General features: G+C 54.0%; 28 protein-coding genes and 1 riboswitch. Of the genes, 20 read left to right on the top strand and 8 right to left on the bottom strand.

The annotated features are described in order from the left end of the window. Nucleotides 1–205: 205 nt before the first annotated feature. The 6 genes from N685_RS0102275 to N685_RS0102250 all read left to right on the top strand — a co-directional run bounded on the left by N685_RS0102275 (nt 206) and on the right by N685_RS0102250 (nt 7,367). On the top strand, nt 206–2,281 hold the full coding sequence (locus N685_RS0102275) for a carbon starvation CstA family protein (RefSeq protein ID WP_031405519.1): 2,076 nt from the start codon (nt 206–208) through the stop codon (nt 2,279–2,281). Then, nucleotides 2,274–2,477: a YbdD/YjiX family protein gene (locus tag N685_RS0102270; protein ID WP_011230117.1), complete on the top strand. Its 204-nt coding sequence runs from the start codon at nt 2,274–2,276 to the stop codon at nt 2,475–2,477. Before N685_RS0102275 ends, N685_RS0102270 begins: the two co-directional genes overlap by 8 nt. Before the next feature lie 152 nt (nt 2,478–2,629). Then, nucleotides 2,630–3,553, top strand: a complete 924-nt coding sequence (locus tag N685_RS0102265; protein WP_031405517.1) for a ketopantoate reductase family protein — start codon at nt 2,630–2,632, stop codon at nt 3,551–3,553. A gap of 133 nt (nt 3,554–3,686) precedes the next feature. Further along, complete coding sequence (locus N685_RS0102260) at nt 3,687–5,354, top strand: glycoside hydrolase family 13 protein (RefSeq protein ID WP_031405515.1); 1,668 nt, start codon at nt 3,687–3,689, stop codon at nt 5,352–5,354. A gap of 55 nt (nt 5,355–5,409) precedes the next feature. Beyond that, complete coding sequence (locus N685_RS0102255) at nt 5,410–5,946, top strand: YfiT family bacillithiol transferase (RefSeq protein WP_031405513.1); 537 nt, start codon at nt 5,410–5,412, stop codon at nt 5,944–5,946. 215 nt (nt 5,947–6,161) lie between these two features. Next, complete coding sequence (locus N685_RS0102250) at nt 6,162–7,367, top strand: MFS transporter (RefSeq protein ID WP_031405511.1); 1,206 nt, start codon at nt 6,162–6,164, stop codon at nt 7,365–7,367. Nucleotides 7,368–7,430: 63 nt separating this feature from the next. Here the strand turns inward: N685_RS0102250 and N685_RS0102245 are convergent, their stop codons facing one another. Continuing rightward, complete coding sequence (locus tag N685_RS0102245) at nt 7,431–8,615, bottom strand: class I SAM-dependent rRNA methyltransferase (RefSeq protein ID WP_031405509.1); 1,185 nt, start codon at nt 8,613–8,615, stop codon at nt 7,431–7,433. A gap of 145 nt (nt 8,616–8,760) precedes the next feature. Continuing rightward, nucleotides 8,761–8,868: riboswitch (TPP riboswitch) on the top strand. 109 nt (nt 8,869–8,977) lie between these two features. On the opposite strand from N685_RS0102245, the gene tenA reads away from it, so the two are divergent. From tenA to N685_RS0102185, 12 genes are all read left to right on the top strand, one after another. After that, nucleotides 8,978–9,661: a thiaminase II gene (gene tenA, locus N685_RS0102240; RefSeq protein ID WP_031405506.1), complete on the top strand. Its 684-nt coding sequence runs from the start codon at nt 8,978–8,980 to the stop codon at nt 9,659–9,661. 23 nt (nt 9,662–9,684) lie between these two features. Beyond that, nucleotides 9,685–10,275 carry an ECF transporter S component gene (locus N685_RS0102235; RefSeq protein ID WP_031405504.1) on the top strand — a complete coding sequence of 197 codons (591 nt, stop codon included), beginning with the start codon at nt 9,685–9,687 and terminating at the stop codon, nt 10,273–10,275. A 14-nt stretch (nt 10,276–10,289) separates the two neighbouring features. Next, nucleotides 10,290–11,744 (top strand): ABC transporter ATP-binding protein, encoded by a 1,455-nt coding sequence (locus N685_RS0102230; RefSeq protein WP_031405502.1) that lies wholly within the window; start codon nt 10,290–10,292, stop codon nt 11,742–11,744. Beyond that, complete coding sequence (locus tag N685_RS0102225; RefSeq protein ID WP_031405500.1) at nt 11,741–12,523, top strand: energy-coupling factor transporter transmembrane component T family protein; 783 nt, start codon at nt 11,741–11,743, stop codon at nt 12,521–12,523. The genes N685_RS0102230 and N685_RS0102225 overlap by 4 nt, the downstream gene beginning before the upstream one ends. Before the next feature lie 16 nt (nt 12,524–12,539). Beyond that, nucleotides 12,540–13,145: a thiazole tautomerase TenI gene (gene tenI / locus N685_RS0102220; protein WP_031405498.1), complete on the top strand. Its 606-nt coding sequence runs from the start codon at nt 12,540–12,542 to the stop codon at nt 13,143–13,145. Nucleotides 13,146–13,148: 3 nt separating this feature from the next. Continuing rightward, nucleotides 13,149–14,282, top strand: coding sequence for a glycine oxidase ThiO (gene thiO, locus N685_RS0102215; protein WP_031405497.1), 1,134 nt, complete (start codon nt 13,149–13,151; stop codon nt 14,280–14,282). Beyond that, the gene (gene thiS / locus N685_RS0102210) at nt 14,279–14,482 is read left to right on the top strand and encodes a sulfur carrier protein ThiS (protein WP_031405495.1); all 204 of its coding nucleotides are present in this window, start codon (nt 14,279–14,281) and stop codon (nt 14,480–14,482) included. Before thiO ends, thiS begins: the two co-directional genes overlap by 4 nt. Nucleotide 14,483: 1 nt before the next feature. Further along, nucleotides 14,484–15,251 carry a thiazole synthase gene (locus N685_RS0102205; RefSeq protein WP_014194971.1) on the top strand — a complete coding sequence of 256 codons (768 nt, stop codon included), beginning with the start codon at nt 14,484–14,486 and terminating at the stop codon, nt 15,249–15,251. Continuing rightward, the gene (locus tag N685_RS0102200; protein ID WP_031405491.1) at nt 15,248–16,273 is read left to right on the top strand and encodes a thiazole biosynthesis adenylyltransferase ThiF; all 1,026 of its coding nucleotides are present in this window, start codon (nt 15,248–15,250) and stop codon (nt 16,271–16,273) included. The genes N685_RS0102205 and N685_RS0102200 overlap by 4 nt, the downstream gene beginning before the upstream one ends. Nucleotides 16,274–16,725: 452 nt before the next feature. Next, nucleotides 16,726–16,929 (top strand): hypothetical protein, encoded by a 204-nt coding sequence (locus N685_RS19945; RefSeq protein WP_031405489.1) that lies wholly within the window; start codon nt 16,726–16,728, stop codon nt 16,927–16,929. Next, complete coding sequence (locus N685_RS19285) at nt 16,841–17,314, top strand: zinc ribbon domain-containing protein (protein WP_253263996.1); 474 nt, start codon at nt 16,841–16,843, stop codon at nt 17,312–17,314. Before N685_RS19945 ends, N685_RS19285 begins: the two co-directional genes overlap by 89 nt. 176 nt (nt 17,315–17,490) lie before the next feature. Beyond that, nucleotides 17,491–18,762: a hemolysin family protein gene (locus N685_RS0102185; RefSeq protein ID WP_031405487.1), complete on the top strand. Its 1,272-nt coding sequence runs from the start codon at nt 17,491–17,493 to the stop codon at nt 18,760–18,762. An 83-nt stretch (nt 18,763–18,845) separates the two neighbouring features. Here the strand turns inward: N685_RS0102185 and N685_RS0102180 are convergent, their stop codons facing one another. Then, nucleotides 18,846–19,058, bottom strand: coding sequence for an alpha/beta-type small acid-soluble spore protein (locus N685_RS0102180; protein ID WP_031405485.1), 213 nt, complete (start codon nt 19,056–19,058; stop codon nt 18,846–18,848). A 294-nt stretch (nt 19,059–19,352) separates the two neighbouring features. On the opposite strand from N685_RS0102180, the gene N685_RS0102175 reads away from it, so the two are divergent. Beyond that, on the top strand, nt 19,353–19,595 hold the full coding sequence (locus N685_RS0102175; RefSeq protein WP_031405483.1) for a hypothetical protein: 243 nt from the start codon (nt 19,353–19,355) through the stop codon (nt 19,593–19,595). An 83-nt stretch (nt 19,596–19,678) separates the two neighbouring features. On the opposite strand, the gene N685_RS0102170 is transcribed toward N685_RS0102175, so the two are convergent. From N685_RS0102170 to N685_RS0102160, 3 genes are all read right to left on the bottom strand, one after another. Then, nucleotides 19,679–20,791, bottom strand: a complete 1,113-nt coding sequence (locus N685_RS0102170; RefSeq protein ID WP_031405482.1) for an ABC transporter ATP-binding protein — start codon at nt 20,789–20,791, stop codon at nt 19,679–19,681. A 129-nt stretch (nt 20,792–20,920) separates the two neighbouring features. Then, nucleotides 20,921–21,811: a PucR family transcriptional regulator gene (locus N685_RS0102165; protein WP_031405480.1), complete on the bottom strand. Its 891-nt coding sequence runs from the start codon at nt 21,809–21,811 to the stop codon at nt 20,921–20,923. Between the two features lie 376 nt (nt 21,812–22,187). Further along, the gene (locus tag N685_RS0102160) at nt 22,188–22,376 is read right to left on the bottom strand and encodes a hypothetical protein (RefSeq protein ID WP_011230137.1); all 189 of its coding nucleotides are present in this window, start codon (nt 22,374–22,376) and stop codon (nt 22,188–22,190) included. A gap of 114 nt (nt 22,377–22,490) precedes the next feature. Between N685_RS0102160 and N685_RS0102155 the strand changes: the two genes are divergently transcribed. Continuing rightward, entirely contained in the window at nt 22,491–22,892 is a 402-nt protein-coding gene (locus tag N685_RS0102155) for a hypothetical protein (protein WP_031405477.1), read from the top strand. On the opposite strand, the gene N685_RS0102150 is transcribed toward N685_RS0102155, so the two are convergent. The 3 genes from N685_RS0102150 to N685_RS0102140 are packed head-to-tail and all read right to left on the bottom strand — an operon-like array spanning nt 22,852 to nt 26,428. Next, entirely contained in the window at nt 22,852–24,018 is a 1,167-nt protein-coding gene (locus N685_RS0102150) for a YheC/YheD family endospore coat-associated protein (RefSeq protein ID WP_031405475.1), read from the bottom strand. The two genes, N685_RS0102155 and N685_RS0102150, sit on opposite strands and share 41 nt — an antisense overlap. Next, nucleotides 24,012–25,364 (bottom strand): YheC/YheD family endospore coat-associated protein, encoded by a 1,353-nt coding sequence (locus N685_RS0102145; protein ID WP_031405473.1) that lies wholly within the window; start codon nt 25,362–25,364, stop codon nt 24,012–24,014. Before N685_RS0102145 ends, N685_RS0102150 begins: the two co-directional genes overlap by 7 nt. After that, nucleotides 25,361–26,428 carry a YheC/YheD family endospore coat-associated protein gene (locus N685_RS0102140; protein ID WP_031405470.1) on the bottom strand — a complete coding sequence of 356 codons (1,068 nt, stop codon included), beginning with the start codon at nt 26,426–26,428 and terminating at the stop codon, nt 25,361–25,363. The genes N685_RS0102145 and N685_RS0102140 overlap by 4 nt, the downstream gene beginning before the upstream one ends.

Here is a 26,428-nt window from a genome sequence, read left to right as displayed (position 1 = left end):
AGTTGCTGGTTAAGCCGATGGGTGCAATTACATTTTTTGCGCCAAAGACTTGTTTTATACTTTTGTGAAATAGGAATGCAGAAAAACCTCCCTATCGAACCAAACCATACATTAGCTGAAGATGAAAAAATACTTTAAATTTTTTAGAATAATGAATATAATAATAGCGTAAAGAATTTTGACAAATCAAAAAGGAGGAAGCCGTGTGAAAGGGCTAAAATCGATTTTGTTATGGGGCCTGATTTCCGTCCTTGGGGCCGCAGCGTTTGCCATTTTGGCTTTAAGCCGCGGCGAGTCGGTCAACGCCATGTGGTTGATCGTCGCTGCCGTCTGCACCTATGCGGTCGCCTATCGATTTTACAGCCGGTTTATCGCCCGCAACGTGTTTGGTCTTGATGATAACCGGAAAACGCCGGCGGAAGTGTTCAATGACGGAAAAGACTATGTTCCGACAAACAAATGGGTGTTGTTCGGGCATCACTTCGCCGCCATCGCCGGCGCTGGACCGCTTGTCGGGCCGATTTTGGCCGCGCAGATGGGGTATTTGCCGGGGACGCTTTGGATTGTGATCGGCGTTGTGCTCGGCGGAGCGGTGCAAGACTTTGTGATTTTGTTTGCTTCGATGCGCCGCAACGGGAAGTCGCTCGGCGAGATGATTAAAGAGGAAATGGGTCCGGTGACGGGCTTTATCGCAGCGCTTGGTATTTTGGGCATTATGATTATTTTATTGGCTGTGTTGGCGCTCGTCGTTGTGAAAGCGCTTATCGGAAGCCCGTGGGGGATGTTTACGATCGCCGCGACGATTCCGATTGCGATTTTGATGGGCATTTACATGCGCTTCATCCGTCCGGGGCGCGTTGCTGAAGCGTCGCTTGGAGGATTTGTGCTGTTGATTTTGTCGATCGTGGTCGGGCAATATGTCGCGGAGCACCCGACGCTCTCGGCGATGTTTACGCTAAAAGGGGAAACGATCGCCATCTTAATGATCATTTATGGCTTTGTCGCTTCGGCGCTGCCGGTATGGCTGTTGTTGGCGCCGCGCGACTATTTGAGCACGTTCTTGAAAATCGGCACGATCGTCGGACTGGCGCTTGGCATTTTCGTCGTCATGCCGGACTTGCAAATGCCGGCGGTGACGAAATTTATCGATGGCACTGGGCCGGTGTTTGCCGGCAATCTGTTCCCGTTCTTGTTCATTACGATCGCTTGCGGCGCGGTGTCTGGATTCCACTCGCTCGTTTCATCCGGCACAACGCCGAAGATGATTGAGCGTGAAAGCCATGCGCGGCCGATCGGCTACGGTGCGATGCTGATGGAGTCGTTCGTCGCTGTCATGGCGATGGTGGCGGCTTGCGTCTTGACGCCAGGGGCGTATTTTGCCATCAACAGCCCGGCGGCTGTCATCGGAACCGATGTGGCGCAGGCGGCAAAAGTGGTATCGTCATGGGGCTTCACCGTCACGCCGGATATGCTTGCGCAGCTGGCGAAAGACGTCGGCGAGCAAACGGTGTTGTCGCGCACGGGCGGGGCGCCGACGTTGGCGATCGGGATGGCGCACATTTTATCAAGCGTCATCGGCGGCAAGGCGCTTATGGCGTTCTGGTATCACTTTGCCATCCTGTTTGAAGCGCTGTTCATCTTGACGACCATTGACGCCGGCACGCGCGTTGGCCGCTTTATGATCCAGGATATTATGGGGATGTTCTATAAACCGCTCGGCAAAACGGATTCGCTTGTCTCGAACTTGATCGCCACGACCCTTTGCGTACTGGCATGGGGTTACTTCCTGTACCAAGGTGTCGTCGACCCACTCGGCGGCATCAACACGCTATGGCCGCTGTTTGGCATCGCCAACCAAATGTTGGCTGGCATCGCCTTGTTGTTTGCTACGACGGTTCTGTTCAAAATGGGGAAAAAGGTGTATGTCTGGGTGACGCTCGTGCCGACGACATGGCTGCTTGTCGTTACGCTGACGGCTGGGTATCAAAAACTGTTCCATGAAAATGTCAAAATTGGTTTCTTGTCGCATGCGAAACTGTTCCAAGACAGCTTGAGCCAAGGCAAAATTTTAGCGCCGGCAACGAATGAGGCGCAAATGCGGCAAATTATTATGAACGACTACATTGATGCGACATTGTGCGCGATTTTCATGCTCGTTGTCATTGCGATGTTGATCTCGGCGTTGAACATCTGGATCAAAGTGTTGCAAAACAAACATGTGCCGCTCAAGGAAGCGCCGTATGTGCCGCGCAATGGAGAGGGAGCGAAGCACTATGCCTAAATGGCTGCAAAACGTTTTGGCTTATCGCCGACAGTTTCTTGACTTGCTTGTCGGCGTGCCGAGTTATGAAAAATATGTGGAGCATATGAAAACCCATCATCCTGGCGAGCCGATCAAGTCGCGGAAAGAGTTTTTCTGCGAGGCGCAAGAGGCGCGCTACAATGCCAAAGGCGGCAAAGTGTCGCGTTGCTGCTAGCGGCCGGGAAGGAAGGAGGGGCGCGTCCCCTTCTTCCTTTTTTCTTCTTGTTCATCATCGATAGGGAAAATGTTCGGTTGGCGGCATGGTTTTTGCGAAAAACGTTGGGAGCGTTGGATCAACCCTCAGTGGAGAAGGGAGCGGTACATACGATGCGCGTTCTGTTTGTCGGAGCGGGAGCGGTCGGTGGGTATTTCGGCGGCCGTCTCCTTGAAAAAGGGGTGGACGTAACGTTTCTTGTCCGCGAGCGGAGAAAACAGGAATTGGAGAGATACGGACTTGTCATCCACAGCGTCCATGGTGATGCGGTATTGGCGCCGAAATTGCTTGTTGCTGGCGAATCGGCCGAGCCGTTTGATCTCGTTTTGTTCTCAAGCAAAGCGTACCATTTAGACGGTGCCATCGCCGACGCCAAACGATATGTCGGCAAGGAAACGATGATTTTGCCGCTGCTAAATGGCATGGCTCATATGGATGCGTTGTGGGGAGCGTTCGGCCGAGAGAATGTCTTAGGCGGGCTTTGCTTTATCGAAACGACGCTAAACGAGAGAGGGGAGATCATCCAAACGAGCCCGGTGCATGAGGTGCGTTTCGGCGAATGGCCTGCAGGACGGACTGAACGAGTCGAGTTGCTCGAATCGCTGTTTGCCGGCGCCAATGCTCGTTTTCGCCTAAGTGAACAAATTGCCGCTGATATGTGGAATAAATATTTGTTCATTGCGACGATGTCGGGCGTGACGACGCTGTTCCGCGCCCCGATCGGGCCGATTCGTTCCGGCGAGTACGGGAGCGTCATCATCGATCGGCTGTTTCGAGAAATCAAAACGATCATTCAGGCACATGGGGCGCAGTTGACGGATGAAATGGCTGAACGGCAGCGTGCTCAGCTGGAGCAAATCGCCCCGACGATGAAATCGTCCATGCAGCGTGATATGGAAAAAGGGCAACTCATCGAAGCCGACCATCTGCAGGGGTATTTGTTGACGTTGGCGAAGCGGTGGGGCATCAAGGCTCCGCTGCTTGAGGCGGTGTATCACAATTTAAAAATTTATGAAGCGGGCCGCGCAACAAGTTGATCCATCCCAGCCGTTTGGCAGGAGCGTGCAGCTCCGCCAGACGGCTGTTTTTTTGAGAAAAAGAGAAGTTGTTTGCCGCACCAATATAGTGTACAGTTAATAGTGAAAACGTGTGCACAGAGGAGGAACTGCGGTGAAAAAAGCGTGGTGGAAAGAGGGCGTCGCCTACCAAATTTATCCGCGTAGTTTCATGGACGCGAATGGCGACGGCATTGGCGATCTTCGTGGCATCAGAGAAAAATTGGATTATTTGGTAGAACTAGGGGTTGACATCGTTTGGATTTGTCCGATTTACCGATCGCCGAACGCCGATAATGGATATGACATCAGCGACTATTATGCCATTATGGACGAGTTTGGAACGATGGACGACTTCGATGAATTGCTTGCTGAAGCGCATCGGCGCGGGTTGAAAATCATTTTGGATTTGGTCATCAACCATACGAGTGATGAGCATCCGTGGTTTATTGAATCGCGTTCATCGCGGGACAATCCAAAGCGCGACTGGTACATTTGGCGCGACGGCAAGGATGGGCGCGAGCCGAACAACTGGGAAAGCATTTTTGGCGGCTCGGCATGGCAGTATGACGAGCAGACAGGGCAGTACTATTTGCATATTTTTGATGTGAAACAGCCCGATTTGAACTGGGAAAACCACGAAGTGCGCCAGGCGTTGTACGAGATGGTCAACTGGTGGCTGGATAAAGGCATCGATGGATTCCGCATCGACGCGATTTCCCATATTAAGAAAAAGCCAGGCCTTCCTGATCTTCCGAATCCGAAAGGGTTGAAGTATGTGCCGTCGTTTGCCGCCCATATGAACCAGCCGGGGATTATGGAGTATTTGCGAGAGTTGAAAGAGCAAACGTTTGCGCGGTATGACATTGTGACGGTCGGCGAGGCGAATGGAGTAACGGTTGATGAGGCCGAACAATGGGTCGGAGAAGAAAACGGCGTATTTCATATGATTTTTCAGTTCGAGCATTTAGGGCTATGGAAAAGGCGAGCGGATGGTTCGATCGATGTCCGCCGGTTGAAGCGGACGTTGACGAAATGGCAAAAAGGATTGGAAAACCGTGGGTGGAACGCGCTCTTTTTGGAAAACCACGACTTGCCTCGATCGGTGTCGACATGGGGAAACGACCGCGAGTATTGGGCGGAAAGCGCGAAGGCGCTCGGGGCGCTCTACTTTTTCATGCAAGGGACGCCGTTCATTTACCAAGGGCAGGAGATCGGGATGACGAACGTGCAATTTTCCGACATTCGCGACTACCGCGATGTCGCTGCCTTGCGTCTGTATGAGCTCGAACGGGCGAACGGCCGGACGCATGAGGAAGTGATGAAGATCATTTGGAAAACCGGGCGCGACAACTCGCGCACCCCGATGCAATGGTCTGATGCCCCGAACGCTGGATTCACGACAGGTACGCCATGGATCAAAGTGAACGAAAATTATCGTACGATCAATGTCGAGGCCGAACGGCGCGACCCGAACTCGGTGTGGTCGTTTTATCGGAAAATGATTCAGCTTCGGAAAGCGAACGAGCTGTTTATTTACGGAACGTACGATCTGCTTTTGGAAAACCACCCATCCATTTATGCGTACACAAGAACGCTCGGCTGCGATCGGGCGCTTGTCATTGTCAATGTATCCGATCGACCTTCGTTTTACCACTATGACGGCTTCCGCCTTCAGTCAAGCGATTTGGCGCTCTCGAACTACCCGGTTCGTCCGCATCAAAACGCAACGCGCTTTAAGTTGAAGCCGTACGAGGCGCGCGTATACATCTGGAAAGAATAAGAAGGAATTGGCCTTTCCGTGTGGAATGAATGAATACGGAAGGGAGATGATCAACATGGCAACGGTCGATCCGATTCGCTACCCGATCGGAACGTTTCAAGCGCCGGAGCGGTTTCGCTCCGAGGAAGTGCAAGAATGGATCGCCGCTGTGCGCGAGTTGCCGAACGCCTTAAGAACCGCTGTTTCCGGCTTGAACGATGAACAGCTGAACACGCCGTACCGCGCCGGCGGCTGGACGGTCGCCCAAGTCGTCCATCATTTGGCTGATGCAAGCATGAATGCGTTTTTGCGCACGAAATGGGGGATGACGGAAGACGGCCCGACGGTGAAGTCGTTTGCAGAAAGCGAATGGGCGAAAACAGTTGATGCCCGCTCGTTGCCCATTGAACCGTCGCTTTTAATGCTTGACGGGCTGCATGCGCGATGGACGGCGTTGCTTGAATCGATGACGGAAGCAGATTTTCACCGAACCGTTCGGCCGGAAGGGGCGGTTGGTGAGATGCCTCTGTATGTATTGACCGCGTTGTATGCATGGCATGGGAAACATCATACCGCGCAAATTACGTCGTTGCGCAAACGAAAAGGATGGTAAAGGCTGCCGATTCTTCGGCGGCTTTTTTCTTACGCACAATGGAAGGATGATGCTGCGCAAACAACACCGGGAACCCTGTCGGCTGGGCGGCCGTTTTGTCGTCATCCTGCCGGGAGAACAATGAAATAGCATTTTGCTTAAATGGCGGCATATGATTATGTTATACTAACAAATATTAAGGGACACGAAATACATAGTTCGCAAGGGGGATCGGTATGGGAGCGGAGCAGCAGCCGCTTATTGCAGAACAAAAAGAAAAAATATGGACGAAAGATTTCGTTTTGATTTGTTTGGCTAATTTTTTTGTGTTTCTTGGGTTTCAAATGACGCTGCCGACCATTCCGCTGTTTGTCGAGCATTTGGGCGGCAACGATCAGCTGATTGGCGTTGTCGTCGGCGTGTTTACGTTTTCGGCGCTCATCGTCCGTCCGTTCGCCGGCCATGCGCTTGAGACGAAAGGGCGCCGGTTTGTGTTTTTATTAGGGCTTCTCATTTTCGTCATTTCTGTCGGCTCCTACAGCTTGATCTCAAGCATTTTCCTTCTCTTTTTGATGCGGATCGTCCAAGGAATCGGCTGGGGGTTTTCGACAACCGCATCCGGAACGGTGGCGACGGACATCATTCCAGCGAGCCGACGCGGGGAAGGGATGGGCTATTACGGGCTGTCTGGGAATATCGCCTTGGCGTTTGGTCCGTCCCTTGGACTTGTGCTTGCCGCCATGATTTCGTTTAGCCATCTGTTTGCCATTTGTGCAGCGCTTGGAGTGGCTTCGGTGCTGTTTGCCGCCGCGATTACGTATAAAAAAGCGGAAGCCGTGCATGGCAAAGGAATGAATAAATGGGATTTGTACGAAAAAAGTGCCTTGACTCCGTCGGTATTGTTGTTTTTCTTGACGGTGACGTTCGGCGGCATCGCCTCGTTCTTGCCTTTGTATACGGCGCAAAAACAGATCGGTGGCCTGCAGCTGTACTTTTTGCTTTATGCGCTTGCCTTGATGGTGACGCGAACGTTCGCTGGCCAGTTGTATGACCGAAAAGGGCATCGGGCCGTTTTTCTCCCTGGCGCGGGGCTGATTTTGTTGGCGATGCTTCTTCTCGCTTGGCTGCCGGGAGAATGGGCGTTGCTTTTGGCGGCGGTGCTGTACGGTTTCGGCTTTGGCATGGTGCAGCCGGGGCTGCAGGCGTGGTCGGTCGAGCGGGCTCCTGCCCACCGCAAGGGAATGGCGAACGCGACATTTTTCTCATTTTTTGATTTAGGGGTCGGCGTCGGGGCGATGGTGTTTGGGCAAATCAGCCATTGGTTCGGTTATCCGAGCATTTATTTAGCTGCTAGCGGTTCGGTGCTCCTTTCGATGCTTGTCTATTTGTCGGTTTTGCACAAAAAACAATCGCTTCGCCCCAGGGAACGAAAAAACGCTTAGGGATAGCCCCTAGGCGTTTTTTCTGCCCAGAGGCGCATCGAAACGGCCTTTGAGCGCGGCTCGTCACCGCCGGGAATACACTTCGTAAATGGCGAATTTTAAGTAGTCGCCTTCTTCCGCGGCAAGGAGTTTCGGGTGGTCGTAGCCGGCGCCGTTCCAATATACTTGACGAAGCACTTTTTTCGCGTCAAATGCCGCATCAGCAATCATCTCTTGAAATAGGTGCGGGCGGACGTGGTACGAGCAGCTTGATGTGACGAAAAAGCCGCCGTCTTTGACAAGCTTCAAACCGTTTAAGTTAATGTCTTTATAGCCGCGCAGCGCCTTCGGGACGGCATGGGCCGATTTCGCGAACGCCGGCGGGTCGATGATGACGACATCCCACTGTTTGCCAGCGCGCACCGACTCGCGCAAATAGTCGAAGGCGTTGGCGACGACAAATTCAACGTTCGTGAATCCGTTTAACGCAGCGTTCCGTTTCGCGGTCTCGATGGCATGTTCAGAAATATCGACGGCAGTAGCATGTTTTGCTCCATACAGACAAGCGTTCAGCATAAAGGAGCCGGTATGGGTGAAGCAGTCGAGCACCGTCGTCTCCGGACCGATGAGCGGACGAAGGGCAGCGCGGTTTTGCCGTTGGTCGAAGAAAAAGCCCGTTTTTTGCCCGTTCTCAATATCGACGATGTATTTCACGCCGTTTTCCTCAATTTCGATTTCAGTTTCCGATTCCCCGTACCAAAAGCCTTTTTCTTGTTTGAGACCCTCAAGCTCCCGAACAGATACATCGTTGCGCAAATAAATGGCCCTTGGGGCAAACACGTCAAGCAAGCCGCGCAAGATCCAGTCTTTCCGTTTTTCCATGCCGAGCGCCAAAATTTGCACAACCAGCACATCTTCATATTTGTCGACGATCAATCCGGGCAAAAAGTCGGCCTCGCCATAGACGGCGCGGCAGGAGCGAACGCCGGGAATCATCCGTTCACGGTACGCCCACGCCTGACGGATGCGGTCGATGAAAAAGCGCTCATCGAGTTCATCGTTTGGGTTTTGTGTCAAGACGCGGACGATGATTTGCGAAGCAGGGTTGATATATCCTTTCGCCAGCCAATACCCTTGATGATTGTAAATGTCAACGAAGTCGCCCGGCGCTACATCGCCTTCGATGCGGTCGACTTCACTTTGAAAAATCCATGGGTGCCCTTGCTCAAGTCGTTTTTTCCGTTTCCGTTTTAGGATCACTTTCGCCATCGTTTCCACTCCCATCCAATCGTCAATTGCTGCGTTTTTATCATAGCGGATTGAAACGTGCGGCGCAACGTCGGCGAAAAAAAGATTGACAACCGCCGCCGTCGTGGTATGATAAGTGGTAAAGAAAACTGAAAATTGCACCATCATCATCCACTAGGGGGGCCTTTAGAAAGGCTGAGATCAAAGTGTGCCTTTGAGACCCTTAGCACCTGATCTGGGTAATGCCAGCGTAGGGAAGTGGAGGAGCAGCACAGTAAGGCTAGGCTTTGCCTTGCCAACGTCGTCGCATGCCCACGCCGCTTTCTTTACGCCCAAGGGCAAAGGAAGCGGCGTTTTTATTTTGCCAAAAAGGGGGAGGACGAATGTCATTTGCCAAACAATTGCGCCAGGCGGCCGATCCAATCTGGCAGGCGAGTTTTCGCCATCCGTTCGTTCAGGAGCTTGGCCAGGGGACGCTGGAGCGCGAGAAATTTCGCTATTACGTGATGCAAGATGCCTATTATTTGCGCCATTTTGCCCGCGTGCAGGCGATCGGAGCGGCGAAATCGCCGGATTTGGCGACAACGGCCCGGATGGCGCACCATGCACAAAGCACGTGCGAAGCCGAGCTGTCGCTGCATGAAACGTTCGCCAAGCTGCTAGGCATTACGGAGGAAGAGAGGGCGGCGTTCATTCCGGCGCCGACGGCGTACGCCTATACGTCGCACATGTACCGTGCTGCGTATGAAGGGCATCTCGGTGATGTCATCGCCGCCATTTTGCCATGCTACTGGCTGTATTACGAAATTGGCGAGCGTTTGAAAACGTGCCGCCCGAATGATCCGATTTATGAAAAATGGATCAGCACCTACAGTTCCGACTGGTTCCGCTCACTTGTAGAAGAGCAAATCGCGCGGCTTGACGCCATCGCTGACGCGGTCACCGAAGAGGATCGCCATCGGATGAAGCGGCATTTCCTCATCAGCAGTGAATATGAGTACGAGTTTTGGGAGATGGCGTACCGGCTTGAGCAGTGGCCGTCGGTTGAATTGGCGGTAAGCCGTTGACGTGAGACAAGGAGGAGAACAGGATGGAAGCGAAGGCAAAAGGGTTAAAATTGGCGGATATTTTAACGACGATCGTCATTGCGATTGTTTTTGGCGTGATTTACAAATTATGGGGCCCACTATATAGCGCGGTGGGAGCAGTAGGGTTTCATCTCGATCAACTCATTTACGGCATGTGGTTTATCGCTTCTTCGCTTGCCTATTTGTTGATCCGCAAACCAGGGGTGGCGTTGCTCGCGGAGATTGCCGCTTCGTCCGGCGAGCTGATCATGGGATCGCAATGGGGGCTTGAAGTGCTCATTTACGGGGTTGTACAAGGGCTGTTGGCCGAGCTTGTCTTTGCCGCCTTCCGCTATCGGCGCTTTGATGCGTTCGTTGTCTCGCTCGGTGCGGTCGGGGCGACGGTCGGCTCGCTCATCATGGACTTTTACAAAGGCTATATTGAGGCGCTTGCTCCATGGAATATGGCGCTCTTTTTGCTGGCGCGTTTTATTGGCGCCATCCTCATCTCCGGTGTGTTTGCTGTTTCATTGGCAAAAGCGCTCGAAAAAACCGGAGTGACGCAAATGTGGCGGTCGGCTTCAAAAGATGATTACGATGCGTTGAACCGGTAAGGCGGCGAATGGCGATGAAACAAGCAATTGCGGTTGACCGGCTTCGCCTGAAATTTCCCGGGTGCGACAGACTGCTGTTTCGCGATTTGTCGCTTTCGATTGCCGAGGGAGAGAAAGTGCTTCTCCTCGGTCCGTCGGGATGCGGAAAGTCGACATTATTGCAAGTGATGGCCGGCATCATTCCCCACTCGATCGATGTGCCAATGAAAGCGGAGCGCCTTGAGAGGCCGGAGCGGTGGGGCTATGTCTTTCAAGACCCCGATGCGCAATTTTGCATGCCGTATGCGGACGAGGAAATCGCCTTTGCCCTTGAAAATCAGGGCGTGCCGCGCCGCGAGATGCCCGCCCGCATCCGCGCCCTGCTGGACCAGGTCGGTTTGGAGATCACCCCGCATACGGATATTCATACGCTTTCCGGCGGGATGAAGCAGCGGTTGGCGCTCGCTTCGGTGCTGGCGCTTGAGCCGGATGTCTTGTTTTTGGATGAGCCGACGGCGCTGCTCGATGAAGAAGGGACGAAGGCGGTATGGCAAACGGTGAAGCAGGTGGGCCGCGGCAAAACGATCATCATCGTCGAGCATAAAATTGAACATGTGCTCGACTTTGTGGATCGGATCGTGTTGTTTGACCGCGATGGGCGCATCATCGCCGACGGCGAGGCGAAGGCGGTGTTTTCCGATTATAAAGACGTCATTGCCGCTGAAGGGATTTGGTATCCAGGCGTCTGGGATGACTATGACCGGACGGCAAGGCGGCAAGCTCGCCATCAAGGCGAGGAGCTTCTTCGCCTCAGCTGTTTTCGCGGGTTCCGCGGCCGGGAGGCGAAAATCTATGTTCCTGAAGCAGCGGTGTACGCCGGCGAATGGATTGCCATCACGGGAAAAAACGGCGCTGGCAAAAGCACGCTGCTGCACGCGCTCATGCAGCTCATCTTTACAGACGGCGAGTATGCGCTGTTGGGGGAGGACGTGAAAGAGAAGCGGCCGCTTTATCGCCATATCGCCTTTGTTTTTCAAAACCCGGAGTGGCAATTTGTCACCCATTCGGTTCGTGATGAACTCGCCTACTCGCTTCGGCTTGAGGGGCGGCCGAAAGAGGAAATTGAGGGAATCGTCGACCGTCTGTTGCGTGAATTTGACCTTGTTGGACAACAAGACCAACACCCGTATCAGCTGTCGATTGGGCAAAAACGGCGGTTGAGCGTCGCAGCGTCGATCGTCGCCGGCCAGCGCCTCTTTTTGCTTGATGAGCCGACATTTGGGCAAGATGCAAAAAATACGTTCGCGTTGCTCGAAATGCTTGAAGCATACCGTGAACAAGGGGCGGCGATCATGATGGTCACACATGATGAACAAATCGTCCGCCGCTTTGCGACGAGACGGTGGGTGATTGAAGATGGGGCGCTCGTTCGGGACGAACGGCTTGGCATCCGAGAGCCCGTGTTGGCGGAAGGTGGATCAGGGCGATGAAATGGGAGGTTCGCTGCCGCAAGACATGGCTTCATGAGACGAACCCGAGCTTAAAGCTCATTGTGCTTGTTGTGCTTTTTTTTGCCGTGTTGTTCATTCACAATCCGAACGTGCTCATCAATGTTTCGCTCGCTTTGTTTGCTTTGTTTTGCTTTGGCACCGGCTATCCGGCGGGCGTGCTGTTTTGGTTGTTTTTGCCGTTTTTTCTTGTCTTTGTTTCGACGGCCTCATCGATGATGATGTTTGGTGAAGGAACGACGACATGGTTTCGCTGGGGGCTCATCCATATTACGGCGGAAAGTTTTTGGCGCGGGGTGCACATTGGGGTTCGCGCTTTGGCGCTTGGGCTTCTCGGGCTGATTTTTTCGCTGACGACTCGCCCGGTGCATCTGTTTTATTCGCTCATGCAGCAGCTAAAGTTGAAACCAAAGTATGCATACAGCTTTTTAGCGGCGGTTCGGTTGTTGCCGATGATGCTCGAAGAGTTTCAAACAGTCCGCTACGCCTTGACCGTGCGCGGCGTGCCGAACAAGGGCGGCCTTGGCAAAATCAAGCGCTACGCCGTTCCGCTGTTGTCGCAAAGCATCCGCCGCGCCCAGCGCATTGCGGTCGCGATGGAGGCAAAGCGATTTTCCGGGGATGGACGGCGCACGTTTTACTATGAAATGGGGTTTGGCAAATATGATGTCCTGTTTGTCGCCCTGTTCGCCGCCTTGATGTTGGTGGCTTATTATGCCGGCATGCATTATCCATATATCCCGATCAGCGATGTCCGATAGAGGGAAAGGGATGGCGATGGGGATTCTTCATTTCATTTCGACGGGACGGCAGACAGCTGACGAGTTCGCGGCGATTTGCGCCCATGTTCATCCGTACGCCGATTTCATTCATATTCGTGAAAAGGAAAAGACAGCGCGCGAAGCGGCGGCGTTTGTCGCGGCACTGCTTCGCGTCGGGGTGCCGCCGCAAAAAATCATCGTCAATGACCGGGTTGATGTCGCCGCTGTCTACGGTGTCAAAGGTGTGCAGCTTGCTTATCACAGCCTGCCGGTGCGCGCCGTCCGCCGCTCGTTTCCGGACTTGACTGTTGGTTGCTCGGTGCACGGGTCGGAGGAGGCGAAACAAGCCGAACAGGATGGCGCTCACTTTTGTTTGTATGGTCATATTTTTCCGACGGACAGCAAGCCCGGTTTGCCACCGCGCGGTCTGGACTCGCTTGCGGAAATCGTGGCCGCCGTGTCCATTCCAGTCATCGCCATCGGCGGCATTCACGCCGGCAACGCTCGTCGGGTGCTGGAAGCGGGCGCAGCCGGGGTGGCGGTATTGTCGGCTGTTTTTTTCGCCGCCGACCCCGTTGCTGAGGCCAAACGGCTGGCAGACATAGTGAAAGGGAGGGGATAGGGGATGACGCGTCGGTATGACGTCGCCATCATCGGCGGCGGAGTGATTGGGGCGGCCATCGGCTTTGAACTCGCCAAACGGCGGCACCGCGTCGCCATTTTCGAAAAAGGAACGATGGGAAGCGGGGCATCAAGCGCAGCGGCTGGCATGCTCGGGGCGCAATCGGAGTTTTCGGCGCCGAGCCCGCTCGTGCCGCTTGCCTTGCAAAGCCGGGCGCTCATGCCGTCCTTGGCTGAAGAGCTGAAGGAGAGAACCGGCATTGATATCGGCCTTGTCGAAAAAGGAATGATCAAACTAGCGACAACGGAGGAGGAAGCGGACGATCTTTATCGCCATTATGCATTTTGGCGGAGCATAGGCGAACCGGTGCAGTGGCTCACGAAAGGGGAGGCGCTTGACATCGAGCCGCGTCTTGCGACGGAAGCGCTTGCCGGTGCGATGTACATTCCCGGCGATGGGCAAGTGAGCGCTTCGGATTTCGCCGCCGCTCTCGCCTATGCCGCCGCCTCCGCCGGCGCTTGTCTGTACGAGTATACGGAAGTGTTCGACATTCGTTCTGACAGCAGCGGTCATGTGTTAGACACAATAAGCGGAACGTTTTCCGCCGAGGCGGTCGTCATCGCTTCCGGAGCTTGGGCGGCGCGGCTTGGCGCGCGGGTCGGGCTTTCGCTTTCCGTTTATCCGGTCAAAGGGGAGTGCGTCATGGTGCGCACTCCGGTTCCGCTGTTGCAAACGACGGTATTTGCGAAAAACGGCTGCTATATCGTTCCAAAATCGGGAAACCGGCTGCTCATCGGAGCGACGTCCACGCCCAACACGTTTGACCGGCGCGTATCGGTCGGCGGGGTGATGAGTTTGTTGCATCGCGCCGCCCACCTTGTTCCAAACATTGAACAGGCGGAGTGGGTAACGGCATGGAGCGGCATTCGGCCGCAGACCGAAGACGGTTTGCCTTATCTAGGTGAGCATCCGGAGCGGCGCGGCTTATTTGTCGCTGCTGGCCATTACCGGAACGGCATTTTGCTCAGCCCGTTGACCGGTCTGCTTGTCGCCGACTTAGTGGAGCGGAAAAAAACGGCGTTTGACCTTGCTCCATTTTCGTTGACACGCCATATCGGAAAGGTGGGGGTGGAATGACGTTAGTGATTAATGGGGAGACGATCGCCGTGCCCGACGAGGTGAAAACGGTGGGCGATTTGCTTGCCCATTTCCGGCTTGAGAATAAGCTTTGCATCGTCGAAGTCAATGTCCGCATCATCCAAAAACATGAGTATGGGACGACGGCGCTGCGCGATGGCGATCGTGTGGAAATCGTTCATTTTGTAGGAGGCGGTTGAGATGTTGAAAATTGGTCCATATGAATTCTCTTCGCGGCTGTTGCTCGGCACGGGCAAATATCCGAGCTTGGACGTGCAAAAAGAAGCGGTGGAAGCATCAGGGGCGGAAATTTTAACGTTCGCCGTCCGGCGGATGAACATCTTTTCTCCGGAGCAGCCGAACTTTTTAGAGCAGCTTGATTTAAGCAAATATAAGCTTTTGCCGAACACCGCCGGGGCGAAAACGGCGGAAGAGGCGGTGCGCATCGCCCGGCTCGCCAAGGCATCCGGATTGTGTGATATGATAAAAGTAGAAGTGATCGGCTGCGACAAAACGCTCCTTCCAGACCCGATCGAGACGTTGAAAGCGGCGGAAATGCTGCTTGAGGAAGGATTTATCGTGTTGCCGTACACATCCGATGATGTCGTGCTGGCGAAGCGGCTAGAGGAGCTTGGCTGCCATGCGATCATGCCGGGCGCCTCGCCGATCGGGTCCGGACAAGGCATCATCAATCCGCTCAATTTGAGCTTTATCATTGAGCAGGCGAACGTGCCGGTCATTGTCGACGCCGGCATCGGCGGACCGGCGGACGCGGCGCTGGCGATGGAGCTTGGTGCGGATGGGGTGCTTTTGAACACCGCTGTTTCCGGTGCGGCCGATCCAGTGAAAATGGCAAAAGCGATGAAGCTGGCGGTAGAAGCGGGCCGGCTCGGCTATGAAGCCGGACGCATCCCGAAAAAACGGTACGCGTCAGCGAGCAGCCCGATGGAAGGAATGAGTGTTGTTTGAACGAACGATATTCCCGGCAGCAACTATTTGCGCCGATTGGCAAAGAAGGGCAGAAGAAAATACGAGAAAAACATGTCGTGCTGATCGGCGCCGGAGCGCTCGGCACAGGCAATGCCGAAGCGCTTGTGCGCGCTGGCATCGGCAAATTGACAATCATCGACCGCGATTACGTCGAATGGAGCAACTTGCAGCGCCAGCAGCTGTACAGCGAAGCGGATGCGAAGGAGCGTCTGCCAAAGGCGATCGCCGCCAAACGGCGTCTTGAACAAATCAACAGCGAAGTTGAGATCGAGGCCATTGTCGGCGACGCCGGCCCGGAAGAATTGGAAACGATCGCTGTCAAGCAACGCCCTGACTTATGGATCGATGCGACAGACAATTTTGATACGCGCCTTGTCATCAATGACGTTGCCTACAAGTACAACATTCCGTGGATTTATGGCGCTTGTGTCGGCAGTTACGGTTTAAGCTGCGCCTTCATTCCGAACCGCACGCCTTGTTTGTATTGCTTGCTTGAAACGGTGCCGCAAGGGGGATTGACGTGCGATACGGCCGGCATTATCAGCCCAGCGGTGCAAATGGTTGTCAGCTATCAGATGGCTGAGGCGTTAAAAATGTTAGTGGGGGATTGGTCGGCGCTCCGCGGCAAGCTTGTTTCGTTTGACCTTTGGACGAACGAATATGCCGCCATTCGCCTTGACGGAGTGAAAAAGGATGATTGCCCGACGTGCGGACGTCATCCATCTTATCCGTTTCTTTCGTATGAACAACGGACGAAGACGGCCGTCTTGTGCGGGCGCGATTCTGTGCAAATCCGTCCGCCTGCCCGACGCGAGTACGACTTGAATGAAGTGGCGGAGCTGTTTCGCCGCCAAGGGCTTCAAGCGGAAGCGAACCCGTATCTTGTCTCCGTTTCGCTCGGCGAAAAACGGTTGGTCGTCTTTCATGATGGCCGTGCGCTTGTGCACGGCACGAAAGATGTGCAGGAGGCAAAGGCGATCTATTACCGCTATTTAGGTTGAAAAGACAGGAAATGAGCGCGTTTGTTGATGGGAGGACGTCCTTGTTTTGTTCAGCAAACGGTCAAAACCCCCCCTTCTCCTCCTGCTTTTCCCGCCGTCAATAGGGTACAATGAAAGAGGGGAAGAAAAGGGAGGGGAAGACGAATGGCCGAGTGGTCGGTGACCTTCAACATTGCCTCATTGCTTGTTCTTTTGTATTTGATTGGTTCCTGTTGGCTTGAATCATGATGCGCCTCCGTTCATCCGGCGCATTTTTCTTTTTGGTTGTCTGGATTTATATGGAAGGACAACTCCCCAGCTATAGTCAGTTGGCGAAAAATTTGTTATATTTAAGATAGGAAGAGCGAAAACGGCTGCTGCCGGCCGCATCGCTTTGTTTCTGCTTAGCGCGGCAAGTGTGGTTTTTACAGAAATCCCGCGCGAAAGCCCGCTCTTTAGGGGGATGAAGCGCGTTGCCGTTTCTTCATCAAACTGATACAATCATGGTATGGGACAAGAATATCGTCGTGCTCAGCACCGGGGAAATGATCCCGAATCCCCGGCATCTGCGAAAACAAGAAAAAGAAACTGAAACGCTGGCAACAGATTCTTTCCCGCTGGGAGCCGCGTGGGAAGAACCGGAAGAAGGCCCGGCTAAAAGCGGCCTGGCTTCATGAGAAGGTGAAAAGCGCCTGGCTGGACTTGCTGCACAAGCTGTCCTCCCGGCTGATTCGCGAAAACCAAGTGATCGGCCCTGGAGAATCTGCAGGTGCGAAACATGCAAAAGAACCACCGGCTGGCGGGAAGCATCGCCTACGCCGGTTGGTCGGAATTCCAGAGGCAGTTGGAGTACAAAGCGAAGTGGTACGGTCGCAGGTGGTGATTGTGTCGTCTGTTTTCCCGTCCAGCCAGCTTTGTTCCTGCTGTGGACACCGAAACACCGGGATGAAAGACCTGTCTGTCCGGCAGTGGACGCGCCCGGTGTGCAGCGAGACTCATGAGCGGGATGTCAATGTTGCAAGAAACATTCTCTACGAAGGATTGCGTATGTTGTTCGCTTAAGCCGGCTCAACCGTGGGACACACGGGGATCGCTTGGCGCCGTAAGGCAGAACTCCCGGGTGCGGGAGTGCTCCCAAGAATCCCGCGGCTTTAGCCGTGTGGAGTGTCAAAAGCATGATTCGGCGGAAAAATGGATATGAATAACATAGTCACCATCCATAGGAGTGTGAAGATTCGTTGGAAGAGTGGCCGTTAAGGTTGTTCGGGTGGTTTTTCCTCTCCCTGCTCGCGAATGCGCTGTTCGCTTCAGCGGAAGCCGCGTTTTCCTCGGCAAGCAAGACACGGTTGCGGCATTACGCGGAAGAGCATCTGCACAATAAGCGCCTCCAGGCGGTGATCGGTCAGCTTGACCGCGTGTTGTTGGCGCTTGCTGTAACCACCCGCCTTACCAGCGTCGTAGCGGTCGTGCTCTTTACGGACATCGCCGTTTCGTTGCTTGGGGAACAGATGGGTTTGTTTGCCACATTGGCGGTGATGACAGGGTTATTTGTCATCTTCGGTGAAATTTTGCCAAAATCGATGGCGAAAGAGCATGCGGAGCAGCTCGCCATCCGATACGCCGGCCTTGCCTATGGGCTGATGAAGTTGATGACGCCGGTTACGGCGTCGCTCCAAGCCATAAAAGATCGAATCACCAGGCGGTTCGCCAATGGGGTGGCCGTGCCGGCTGTGACAGAGGAAGATATTAAAGTGATGGTTGAGCTGAGTGAAGAAGAAGGGGTCATTGACAACAAAGAAAAAGAATTGATCCAACGTTCGCTCGATTTTGATGAAATTTTGGTCGGAGAAATTTTCACCCCGCGCGCTGATATGGTGGCGGTGGAAGTGAACCAGCCGATTGAAGAGATTCGCGACGTGTTTTTGGAAGAGAAATATTCCCGCATCCCGGTCTATGAAGGGGATATTGACAACGTAATCGGCATTTTGTCGGAAAGCGACTTTTTCAGCGAGCTTGTGCAAAAGCGGGAGGTGCGCATCCGCGATTTGTTGCGCCAGCCGTTGTTCGTTGTCGAGTCCATGAAAGTGTCCGATCTTCTGCCGGAGCTGCAAAAAAGCAAAGTGCATATGGCGATCGTCGTCGACGAGTTTGGCGGCACCGCCGGTTTGATTACGCTCGAAGATATTCTCGAGCAAATTGTCGGCGAAATATGGGATGAGCATGATGAGGCGGTGAAAACGGTGCGCCAAATCGACGAGCACAGCTTCGAGTTCAGCGCCGAACTGCCGTTGGATGAGTTTTGCGAAGTGATGAACATCGACGTGCCAAAGAGTGAATCGCATACGTTGGGCGGCTGGATTTTTGAGATGTTTGAGCGCATTCCAGCCGTCGGCGAAACGCTGCAATATGGACCGCTGACGTTCACCGTCCGCCAAGTCGACAATCGGCGCATTCGCAAAGTGCTTGTCTCATTGAGCCAACCGCTTGCCGAGCAGGCGGGAGGCGTCTGATGCGCTCCCCGTTCCCATATGAAAGCGCCCCGGGCTGACTGCCCGGGGCGTTTGCCATCTATATAAAGTTGTTCGTAAGACGGTTATTGAGCGTTGCCGAATTGGCCGCCAAGTTGTTGCTGAGCCATGGCGACAAGACGTTTCGTAATTTCGCCACCGACCGAACCGTTCGCGCGAGAAGTCGTGTCAGCGCCGAGGTTCACCCCAAATTCTTGGGCGATTTCGTACTTCATTTGATCAATGGCTTGTTGAGCACCAGCGACTAACAGTTGGTTGTTGTTATTGTTGCGTGCCATCGTTGATCATCTCCTCTTAAAAATTTTTGATGGTTGGGGTGGTTGGATTTGCACTAACACTTCACGCTACAAGGCGTGTGCCAAGCTTGGCTGAACCCACCGGCCCACCCGCTTTTGGCTTCGCCAGCGTCCCCGTCGCAACGGAACGGATGGGTGATTTCGCTGGCGGTACTCATAGTTTGGGACGTTTTTTGCCTGTTATTCATGGTGATAATGTGGAAATTTTTAACGTTTTACTCCTGTCACCATTAGGGAATATGTAAAGATAAGGAACAGCTTAGAGGAGGAAGCAGCATGAATGTATGCCCGCTGTGCAACGGGTTGCGCCGGGTGACGGTGTATTGCAGCTACTGTCGGCAACCAATGGAGGATAAAGGAAAAGTGACGGATTATTTCGATGACTACAGCCCGTATATGGATGCGGATGTCATGAAACTTGTCGACGGCTATTTGCGAACGTATACGAATCATGAATGTGTTCATTTGTTTTACTGTCCGTCTTGCCATGAGGAGGAAGTGCGTTTTATCAAGGAATAAGGCTGTTGATGGAGTGGAAAGGAAAGGCGCTCCATTTGTTTCGGAACGCCTTCGAATGAATCTATATGAACAACAATGGGGGGTTACTTTTCATCCGCCGCCCGGATGCGCCGCTCCGTTTCAACGTCAAAGAAGTGCGCTTTGTTCATATCAAGCGCTAGGTCAATCCGATGGCCCGGCTTGATTTCCGTGCGGGCATCGATGCGAGCGATCAATTCTTGGCCGTCGATGCTAAAATAGATCATCGATTCAGCGCCGAGCAACTCGGCGACTTCGACGAGAGCGGTAACTTTCGTCGCCGGCGATGCTTCAAGGAAGAGCGGTTCGTCGTGAATGTCTTCCGGACGAATGCCTAAAATCACTTCCTTGCCGACATACCCTTGCTCACGCAACACTTTCATTTTTCCTTCGGGAACGCCAAACGATGTTTGGCCAACGACAAACTTGCCGTCTTGCAACGTTCCGCGGAGGAAGTTCATGGCCGGTGAACCGATAAAGCCGCCGACAAAAATGTTTTCCGGTTTTTCGTATACCTCGCGCGGCGTTCCGACTTGCTGGATGACGCCGTCTTTCATGACGACAAGACGGGTGGCCATTGTCATCGCTTCCGTTTGGTCGTGGGTGACGTAAATCGTCGTCGTTTCCAAGCGCTGATGGAGCTTCGCGATCTCCGAGCGCATTTGCACCCGCAATTTCGCATCCAAGTTCGAGAGCGGCTCGTCCATTAAAAACACTTTTGCATCGCGGACGATGGCTCGTCCTAATGCCACGCGCTGCCGCTGCCCGCCGGAGAGCGCTTTCGGCTTGCGGTCCAAATATTGCTCCAGCCCGAGAATGCGCGCCGCCTCGCGGACGCGTTTTTCAATTTCCGCTTTCGGGAATTTGCGCAGTTTTAAACCGAACGCCATGTTGTCATAGACGCTCATATGGGGATACAGAGCGTAGTTTTGGAACACCATGGCGATGTCGCGGTCTTTCGGCGGCACATCGTTCATTCGTTTGCCGTCGATGTAAAGATCACCTTTGGAAATTTCCTCAAGGCCGGCGATCATCCGCAACGTTGTAGATTTGCCGCAGCCGGACGGGCCCACGAAGACGATAAACTCTTTGTCTTGAATATGTAAATTGAAGTCTTTGACGGCGACCACATTGTTGTCGTAAATTTTGTAAATATGATCAAGAATGAGTTCTGCCATAACCATCCTCCTTATCGCCGAAATCGTTTTCTTGTCATTAGTGTATAGAAAAATGGCAACATTCGTAAATGGACGAGATGCACAAAAAATGCCGCCGATTTTCGGCGACATGACAAAAAAGCGGGGGGATTACGAATGGCGCCGGTGCAAGATGGCCAAATAGACGGCTGCCGCCCCTTTGAACCGTTTGATGTCGACTCCGGTTTGCTCCGTCCATTTATCGATTCGATATTGCAAACTGTTGCGGTGCATATACAGCTTTTTCGCCGCCATCGAGACGTTTAAGTTGCATTGCAAAAACGTCTCCATCGCCCGCACTTCCTCCTCGTCGAATTCGTCAAGAAACGAGAGGGTCCGGTGGGCTTTCTCACTGACTGCCCCTTCTTCAAAGAGCGGAAGCGGAATGACGTCTTCCCATTCGTACACCGTTCGTTTCGGCCAAAAGCGCCGAGCGGCGGAAAAACACTCTTTTTCAAGGAGAAATGATTCATATAGCCGTTCATCGACGGGGCGGATCGGGCCGATCAATAAATGAATGGCAGTATAAAAATCAGCGGCGAGCGCCTCAGCCATGTCCGCTAACGAAGGAGGATCCGTCGTCTGCTTTTGTTTCGCTTCGACGATCAGCCCGCGCCGATCTTGCTCCCAGACGATGGTGACTGGGGAGGAAAACAAGCCGCGAACAGCGTCAGTGAACTCTTCTTTGTTGGCGATCGGCCGGCTGGCCGTAAAATGAATGAACCGGCAATACGGAGCAGCGAGCCGAGCGAGCGCGGCTGGATCGCCGGTTGCCATCCATCGTTTCCATGCCCGCTCCTCTTCGCTTTCCGGTTCGCGCCGGCGCTCGGCGGGGGTGAAAAAAAGCGACAGCAATCGCCGCTCCTGTTCTGTCAATCGATGTTTGGCGATGCCGATCTCATCACCATCGTCGGTATAAAACCATTCGTAATCTTCGGGGTGTTCCGGCTGACCGTTAATGATGATGTCCCCTTCATAAAGCGATTCGAGCTCTTTTAGCATTGCGGCGCACCCCTTTTCGTCAAGGATGGATGTCACGCCGAAAAGGAATCAGCGTTGTTTTCATTATACCAAATCCTCGCGAATGGAAAGAAAGACAATGGAGGAAAGCGGCCCAACCGCGGGATGAACGGGCGGCGTGGTCAACAGCGGTCGTTTCGAACGATCTCTGCCTAGAAGGCCGGTGATTTAAGGAAGCAGGCCGCTTATCAGCCTTCGTTTCTCAAATAGAAAAGCCCTGTCGCATCAGGATCGCCTTTCACACGCTCCCCCATCGTTCAAAAGAAACAACCGTTTTTCACCAGCCTTCCAGCGCATCGGCCGAGAGGCTCCATAGAACAAAAGACCGACTTTCCCGAGGAGGGAAAATCGGCTCCGTTTACTGGCCGGCTTCGTACGGCGGCTCTTCTTTGACAAGATCGCGTGCTTCCTCAATGTTGACGTCGTCGCCGTGGCCGTACACGGCACCTCCAGCCATTCCTTCGTTGATCATGCGGTCGATGTCCATATAGTATTCATCACGCCCTTCGTACAACGAATCCCGGCGCTCGGCTTCATTTCGTTCCATCATCTCGCTCCTTCCTCTCGTCGTTTTTCCTAAAGTTTGCCCAAAAGAGGCATACACTATCCATTCCATTCATATGGATGAAAGAGGACAAGCGGGAAGAAGGGGTGGCAAGAGATGATCATGCTGATCAAAAGATTGCTCGAAACGACCGCCGCGGCGGAAGACAAAGCCCGTCAGCTCGCTGGGATGGAAACGGATGAAACATGGGCGGTCTACTTGGCTGAAGCCGAGCGGCAGCGTAAACTTTGGCAGTACGTGTATTATTTAGCCGCTGGGGCTAACGCTGACGGTCGAGTGGAAAGAGAGCAAAGCAAAGCAGGCACATCTCGTTTTGAGCTCTTGCAAGCCATGGCGGCGGCTGAGTGGGAAAAAGCGATGTTATGCCAGAACGTCTGCCAAAGCCTAAATGGAGCCGCCAAACAAGCGGCAGATGCTGTGTTCCGCCAGGCGCTCCGTTACAGTGGCCAGTTTCTAGCTATGGCGCACGATGAGCGAGCTCAGCAAACAGCTGATTGAGCCTCTCGAGCCGCCGTGCCTCAATCTCCGGCTCGTCAAACACCATCGGCTTGGCGTTGATTTCATAGATGTAAAGTTGCCGCTCGCTTCCGACACCGATGTCGACGGAAAACTCACCGACAAAGCCAAATCGTTCGCCAAGGCGCGCGCCGCTCAAGGCAATAAGCCGATCGAGCGCCGCCTCATCGATGCGTTCCTTGACCTCTTTGTACGGCAGGATGGTCCCGCCGTGAAACACATGGGTCGTCACCGACTCGACGTCGGCCGAACGAACGCCGATGCCGGTGATCGTATGGCGGCCGTTTTGCCAATGGGCGAGCACGCGCAAATCGTAGCGGCGTCCGTTCCACTCGTCCGTTTCAGCCAATGCTTGGGCGATGTAGCGGCCAGACTCAATGAGGGATGCGAGCGCATCGAGCGAGCAGAGCCGTTTTTGGCCGCCCGGATATTCGCAAATGGCCTTCGTCTCCGACAAGGCGGTGAGACGAAACAGCCCCATTCCTCTGGAACCGTCATCTCGTTTCAAATAAATACAGCTGTATTGGCGGAGCCAAGCGCGAATATCGGTCACTGTTTGGACAGGCGACGTCGGCAATAGATGCGGCCAAAGCCGGCGGTCGGACCGCAGCGCGTCGTAAACGTCCGATTTGCGGAAAAAAGAGCGGTTGACAAGTGGAACGCCATGGGCGCTCAACTGGGCAGCCGCCGTTTGAAACAGCTCGCTTTCTTCTTCTGTGCGGCTTTTGACTCGATTGTAGACGACATCAGGCAGTGGAGCGACCGCTTCGATGAGACGATGAAGCGTTGGAACGAATACATATCCGCAGATCCTTTTCTCTCTAATGCCGGCGGCCGCGCTGACGACGGAGATGCCGCCGGCGGCGTGGATGGAGCGGATGACGGTTTCAAGCCACGGCTTTTTCCCAGCCAACAAAGCGGAAAGGGACGAGGCGCTGACCAGCACGCCGACGAGCGGCCCCACCCGTCCGTCTTGCTCGCGGACGGGAAAGACAAGATCGGGAAGGGAAGCGGCGGGAGCCACCCAACCGCAGCCGAACCGATAAGGGCCGCCCGGACTGTTGCACACCCACTCGCTGGTGTCGGGATGGTAGCCGATCGTCAGCATGGCCAAAGCGCCCCGGGTTCGGTGATGGCTGTTTTGCTGAGGTGGACGGCGTAAGCGAGCGGCAGCCGCGCTGTTCGTTCGTCTGCGTCCTTTAATTTTGGATGCTTAAAAATCGACCGTCCAGGTTTCGAATTGGCTTCAAACATCCAAATCCTTCCCTGTTGGTCAACGCCAAGATCAAAACCGATTTCGCCGATCAACGTTTCTGATGCTTCATCAAGGGAACGGCTGAGCGTAAGGGCGGCGTCGGAAAGACGGACGAGCATGATTTCGCGCTCGGCGGCATCCGGGAAAATTTCTTCCAGCGTTTTGACGATGCCTCCGCTGTTCATATGGGTCGTGATGCTTTGTTTTCCAGCGATTTTGGCGGCGATGGCGCTCACTTGCCATATGCCGTGTTCGTTTTTGTTAACGTGAACGCGGAAATCAGCCGGTCGGCCGTTGACGGCAAGAAGTGGAATCGCTTGTTGGATGACATAGCGGTGAAGCGGCGCATGGGCGAGCAAATGATGCCACGCCGCCATGGAGGTCGGAAACAGCGCTGTTTGTATTTCTCCACTCTCGTCGCGAAACCGACATTCATAGGCATTGTTTTTTTTCGCTAAATGATAAATGCCGCGGCCGAGGCTGCCATCGGCCGGCTTGATGTACGCTTCACGGTAGCGGGCAAGAAACTGCTCAATGGTGTGTTGTGTCACGTGGGCGGACGTCGCCGGCAAATACGACTGCGCCTTCGGATGGGCGGCGAGCCGGCGGTAAATGTCCCATTTGTTGAAAAAACACTCGTTAAAGATCGGGATGCCGTAGATGGTTTGCAGCCTCTTTGTCATCGTCTGAAACGTTTCTTCTTTTTCAATGCGTCGATTCGGTAGACGATTGTAAACAACATTTGGCAGCGGCACCGTATGGCGTTCCCAACCGCGCTCTGTGTAAAAATAGCCGTTCGTCATGCCGTTTTCCCAATCAATATGGGGCGCGCCAAACAAAAAGGCAAATCCGCCGACTTGCTTTTCTTGCGCCAGCAGCTTGGCGAAAAAGAAGCTCCGGCTGCCAACCGGTCGGTGGGACGACTTTGTGAATCCGGCGGTCAAAATGCCGACAAGCGGACCGAAGTGAACGACCTCATCGGTCAAAAAGACATGGACATCAGCGGCAAACGGGATCGACAAGCATCGAGCGACGTCATGTGCCACAATCACACGGTCGGTGAGGCGAGGGGAAGAAATGACCCGGCATGGGGCGACAAGGCTGCCGAACGCGGCCGATGTTTGCCCAGATGCTTGGATCGTGGCGGGAAGGATCACCGTATTCGTTTGTTGTTCGTCAATGATCAGCGTGTAGGTCATTGACTTTTCACTCCTCTGGCTAAAAACAGGCAATATCGAAGCGGCGCTTCGTACAGTTCGTTTTGTTGCTCTGTGGAGAGAAGATGCGCCACTTTTCTCCCTGGCTTGGAATTGACATCCAAAATCCACACCGCCCCGTTGTCGGTCGCGCCAAGATCCAAACCGATTTCGAACAAAGGACCGAACGTGCGATCTACATAAGCTGGCAGTGTGCGGATGATCGTCTCAACACCATCGAGCACGAAGAGGCGTTTTGAAGAGGAAAGGCGATCGAGCCACTCGGCAAAAGGACGAATGTCCGCCCCGGCACGGACGTTGGCCACCCATGCCCCCGGTCGGCCGACTCGCACGGCCCGCACTCGTTCCACCCAGCGTCCGTTTTCATCCTTTTGCAAAAGAATGCGGAAGTCAAACGGTTCACCATCCGGGGTCGATAGCTGAAGCAATGGCTGCAGAACATACTCGCCGCGGCGGATCCAAGAGGCGAGGAGCTGTTCCAGCTCGCTTCGGCGGGCAATGACGGCCTGTTCTTGACCGTGGCTGTCTTGGACGGACAGCGCCTTCCCTTTCTTTTGAAAGATGCAAATACCGCGTCCCCCGGAGCCGTGCACCGGCTTGGCGATGGCGGCTTGTTCGCGGCGGAGAAGCGCAAGCACATCACCGGCGCGCTCAAGACGGACAGTCGGCGGCACGTATGCGGACAAGAGCGGGTGTGAGGAGAGTGCTTCATATACGTCCCATTTGCCCGGCAGGCCATAGCCTAAAAACGTGAGGTCAGGTCGCTGCTTCAACCAGCTCATAATCGGTTTTGCTTTTTTGGACCGTTCATCATTGCCGTAAAAGCAGCGGTCATATAAAAATGGCGGAATGGCAAAGACGGCGTTTGTCCATTCGTTCGTTTCCTCTTGAAAGAGAAAGCCGCGGACGTTTTCCGTCTGTGGATCGATGTCAAGCGGTGAAAAGCGGCAGACGGAAATACCGTAGCGTCCGGCGCGTTTCGCTACCTCAGTGCAATACGTGTAGTCTTGCTGTTCCTCAAGGGTGACAAAACCGAGTGAAAGCAA

Origin of the sequence: Geobacillus vulcani PSS1, from assembly GCF_000733845.1 — a bacterium.
GTDB classification, from domain to species: domain Bacteria; phylum Bacillota; class Bacilli; order Bacillales; family Anoxybacillaceae; genus Geobacillus; species Geobacillus vulcani.
The sequence above is the reverse complement of the archived record's forward strand: the minus strand, read 5'-3'. Positions and strand labels throughout refer to the sequence as shown.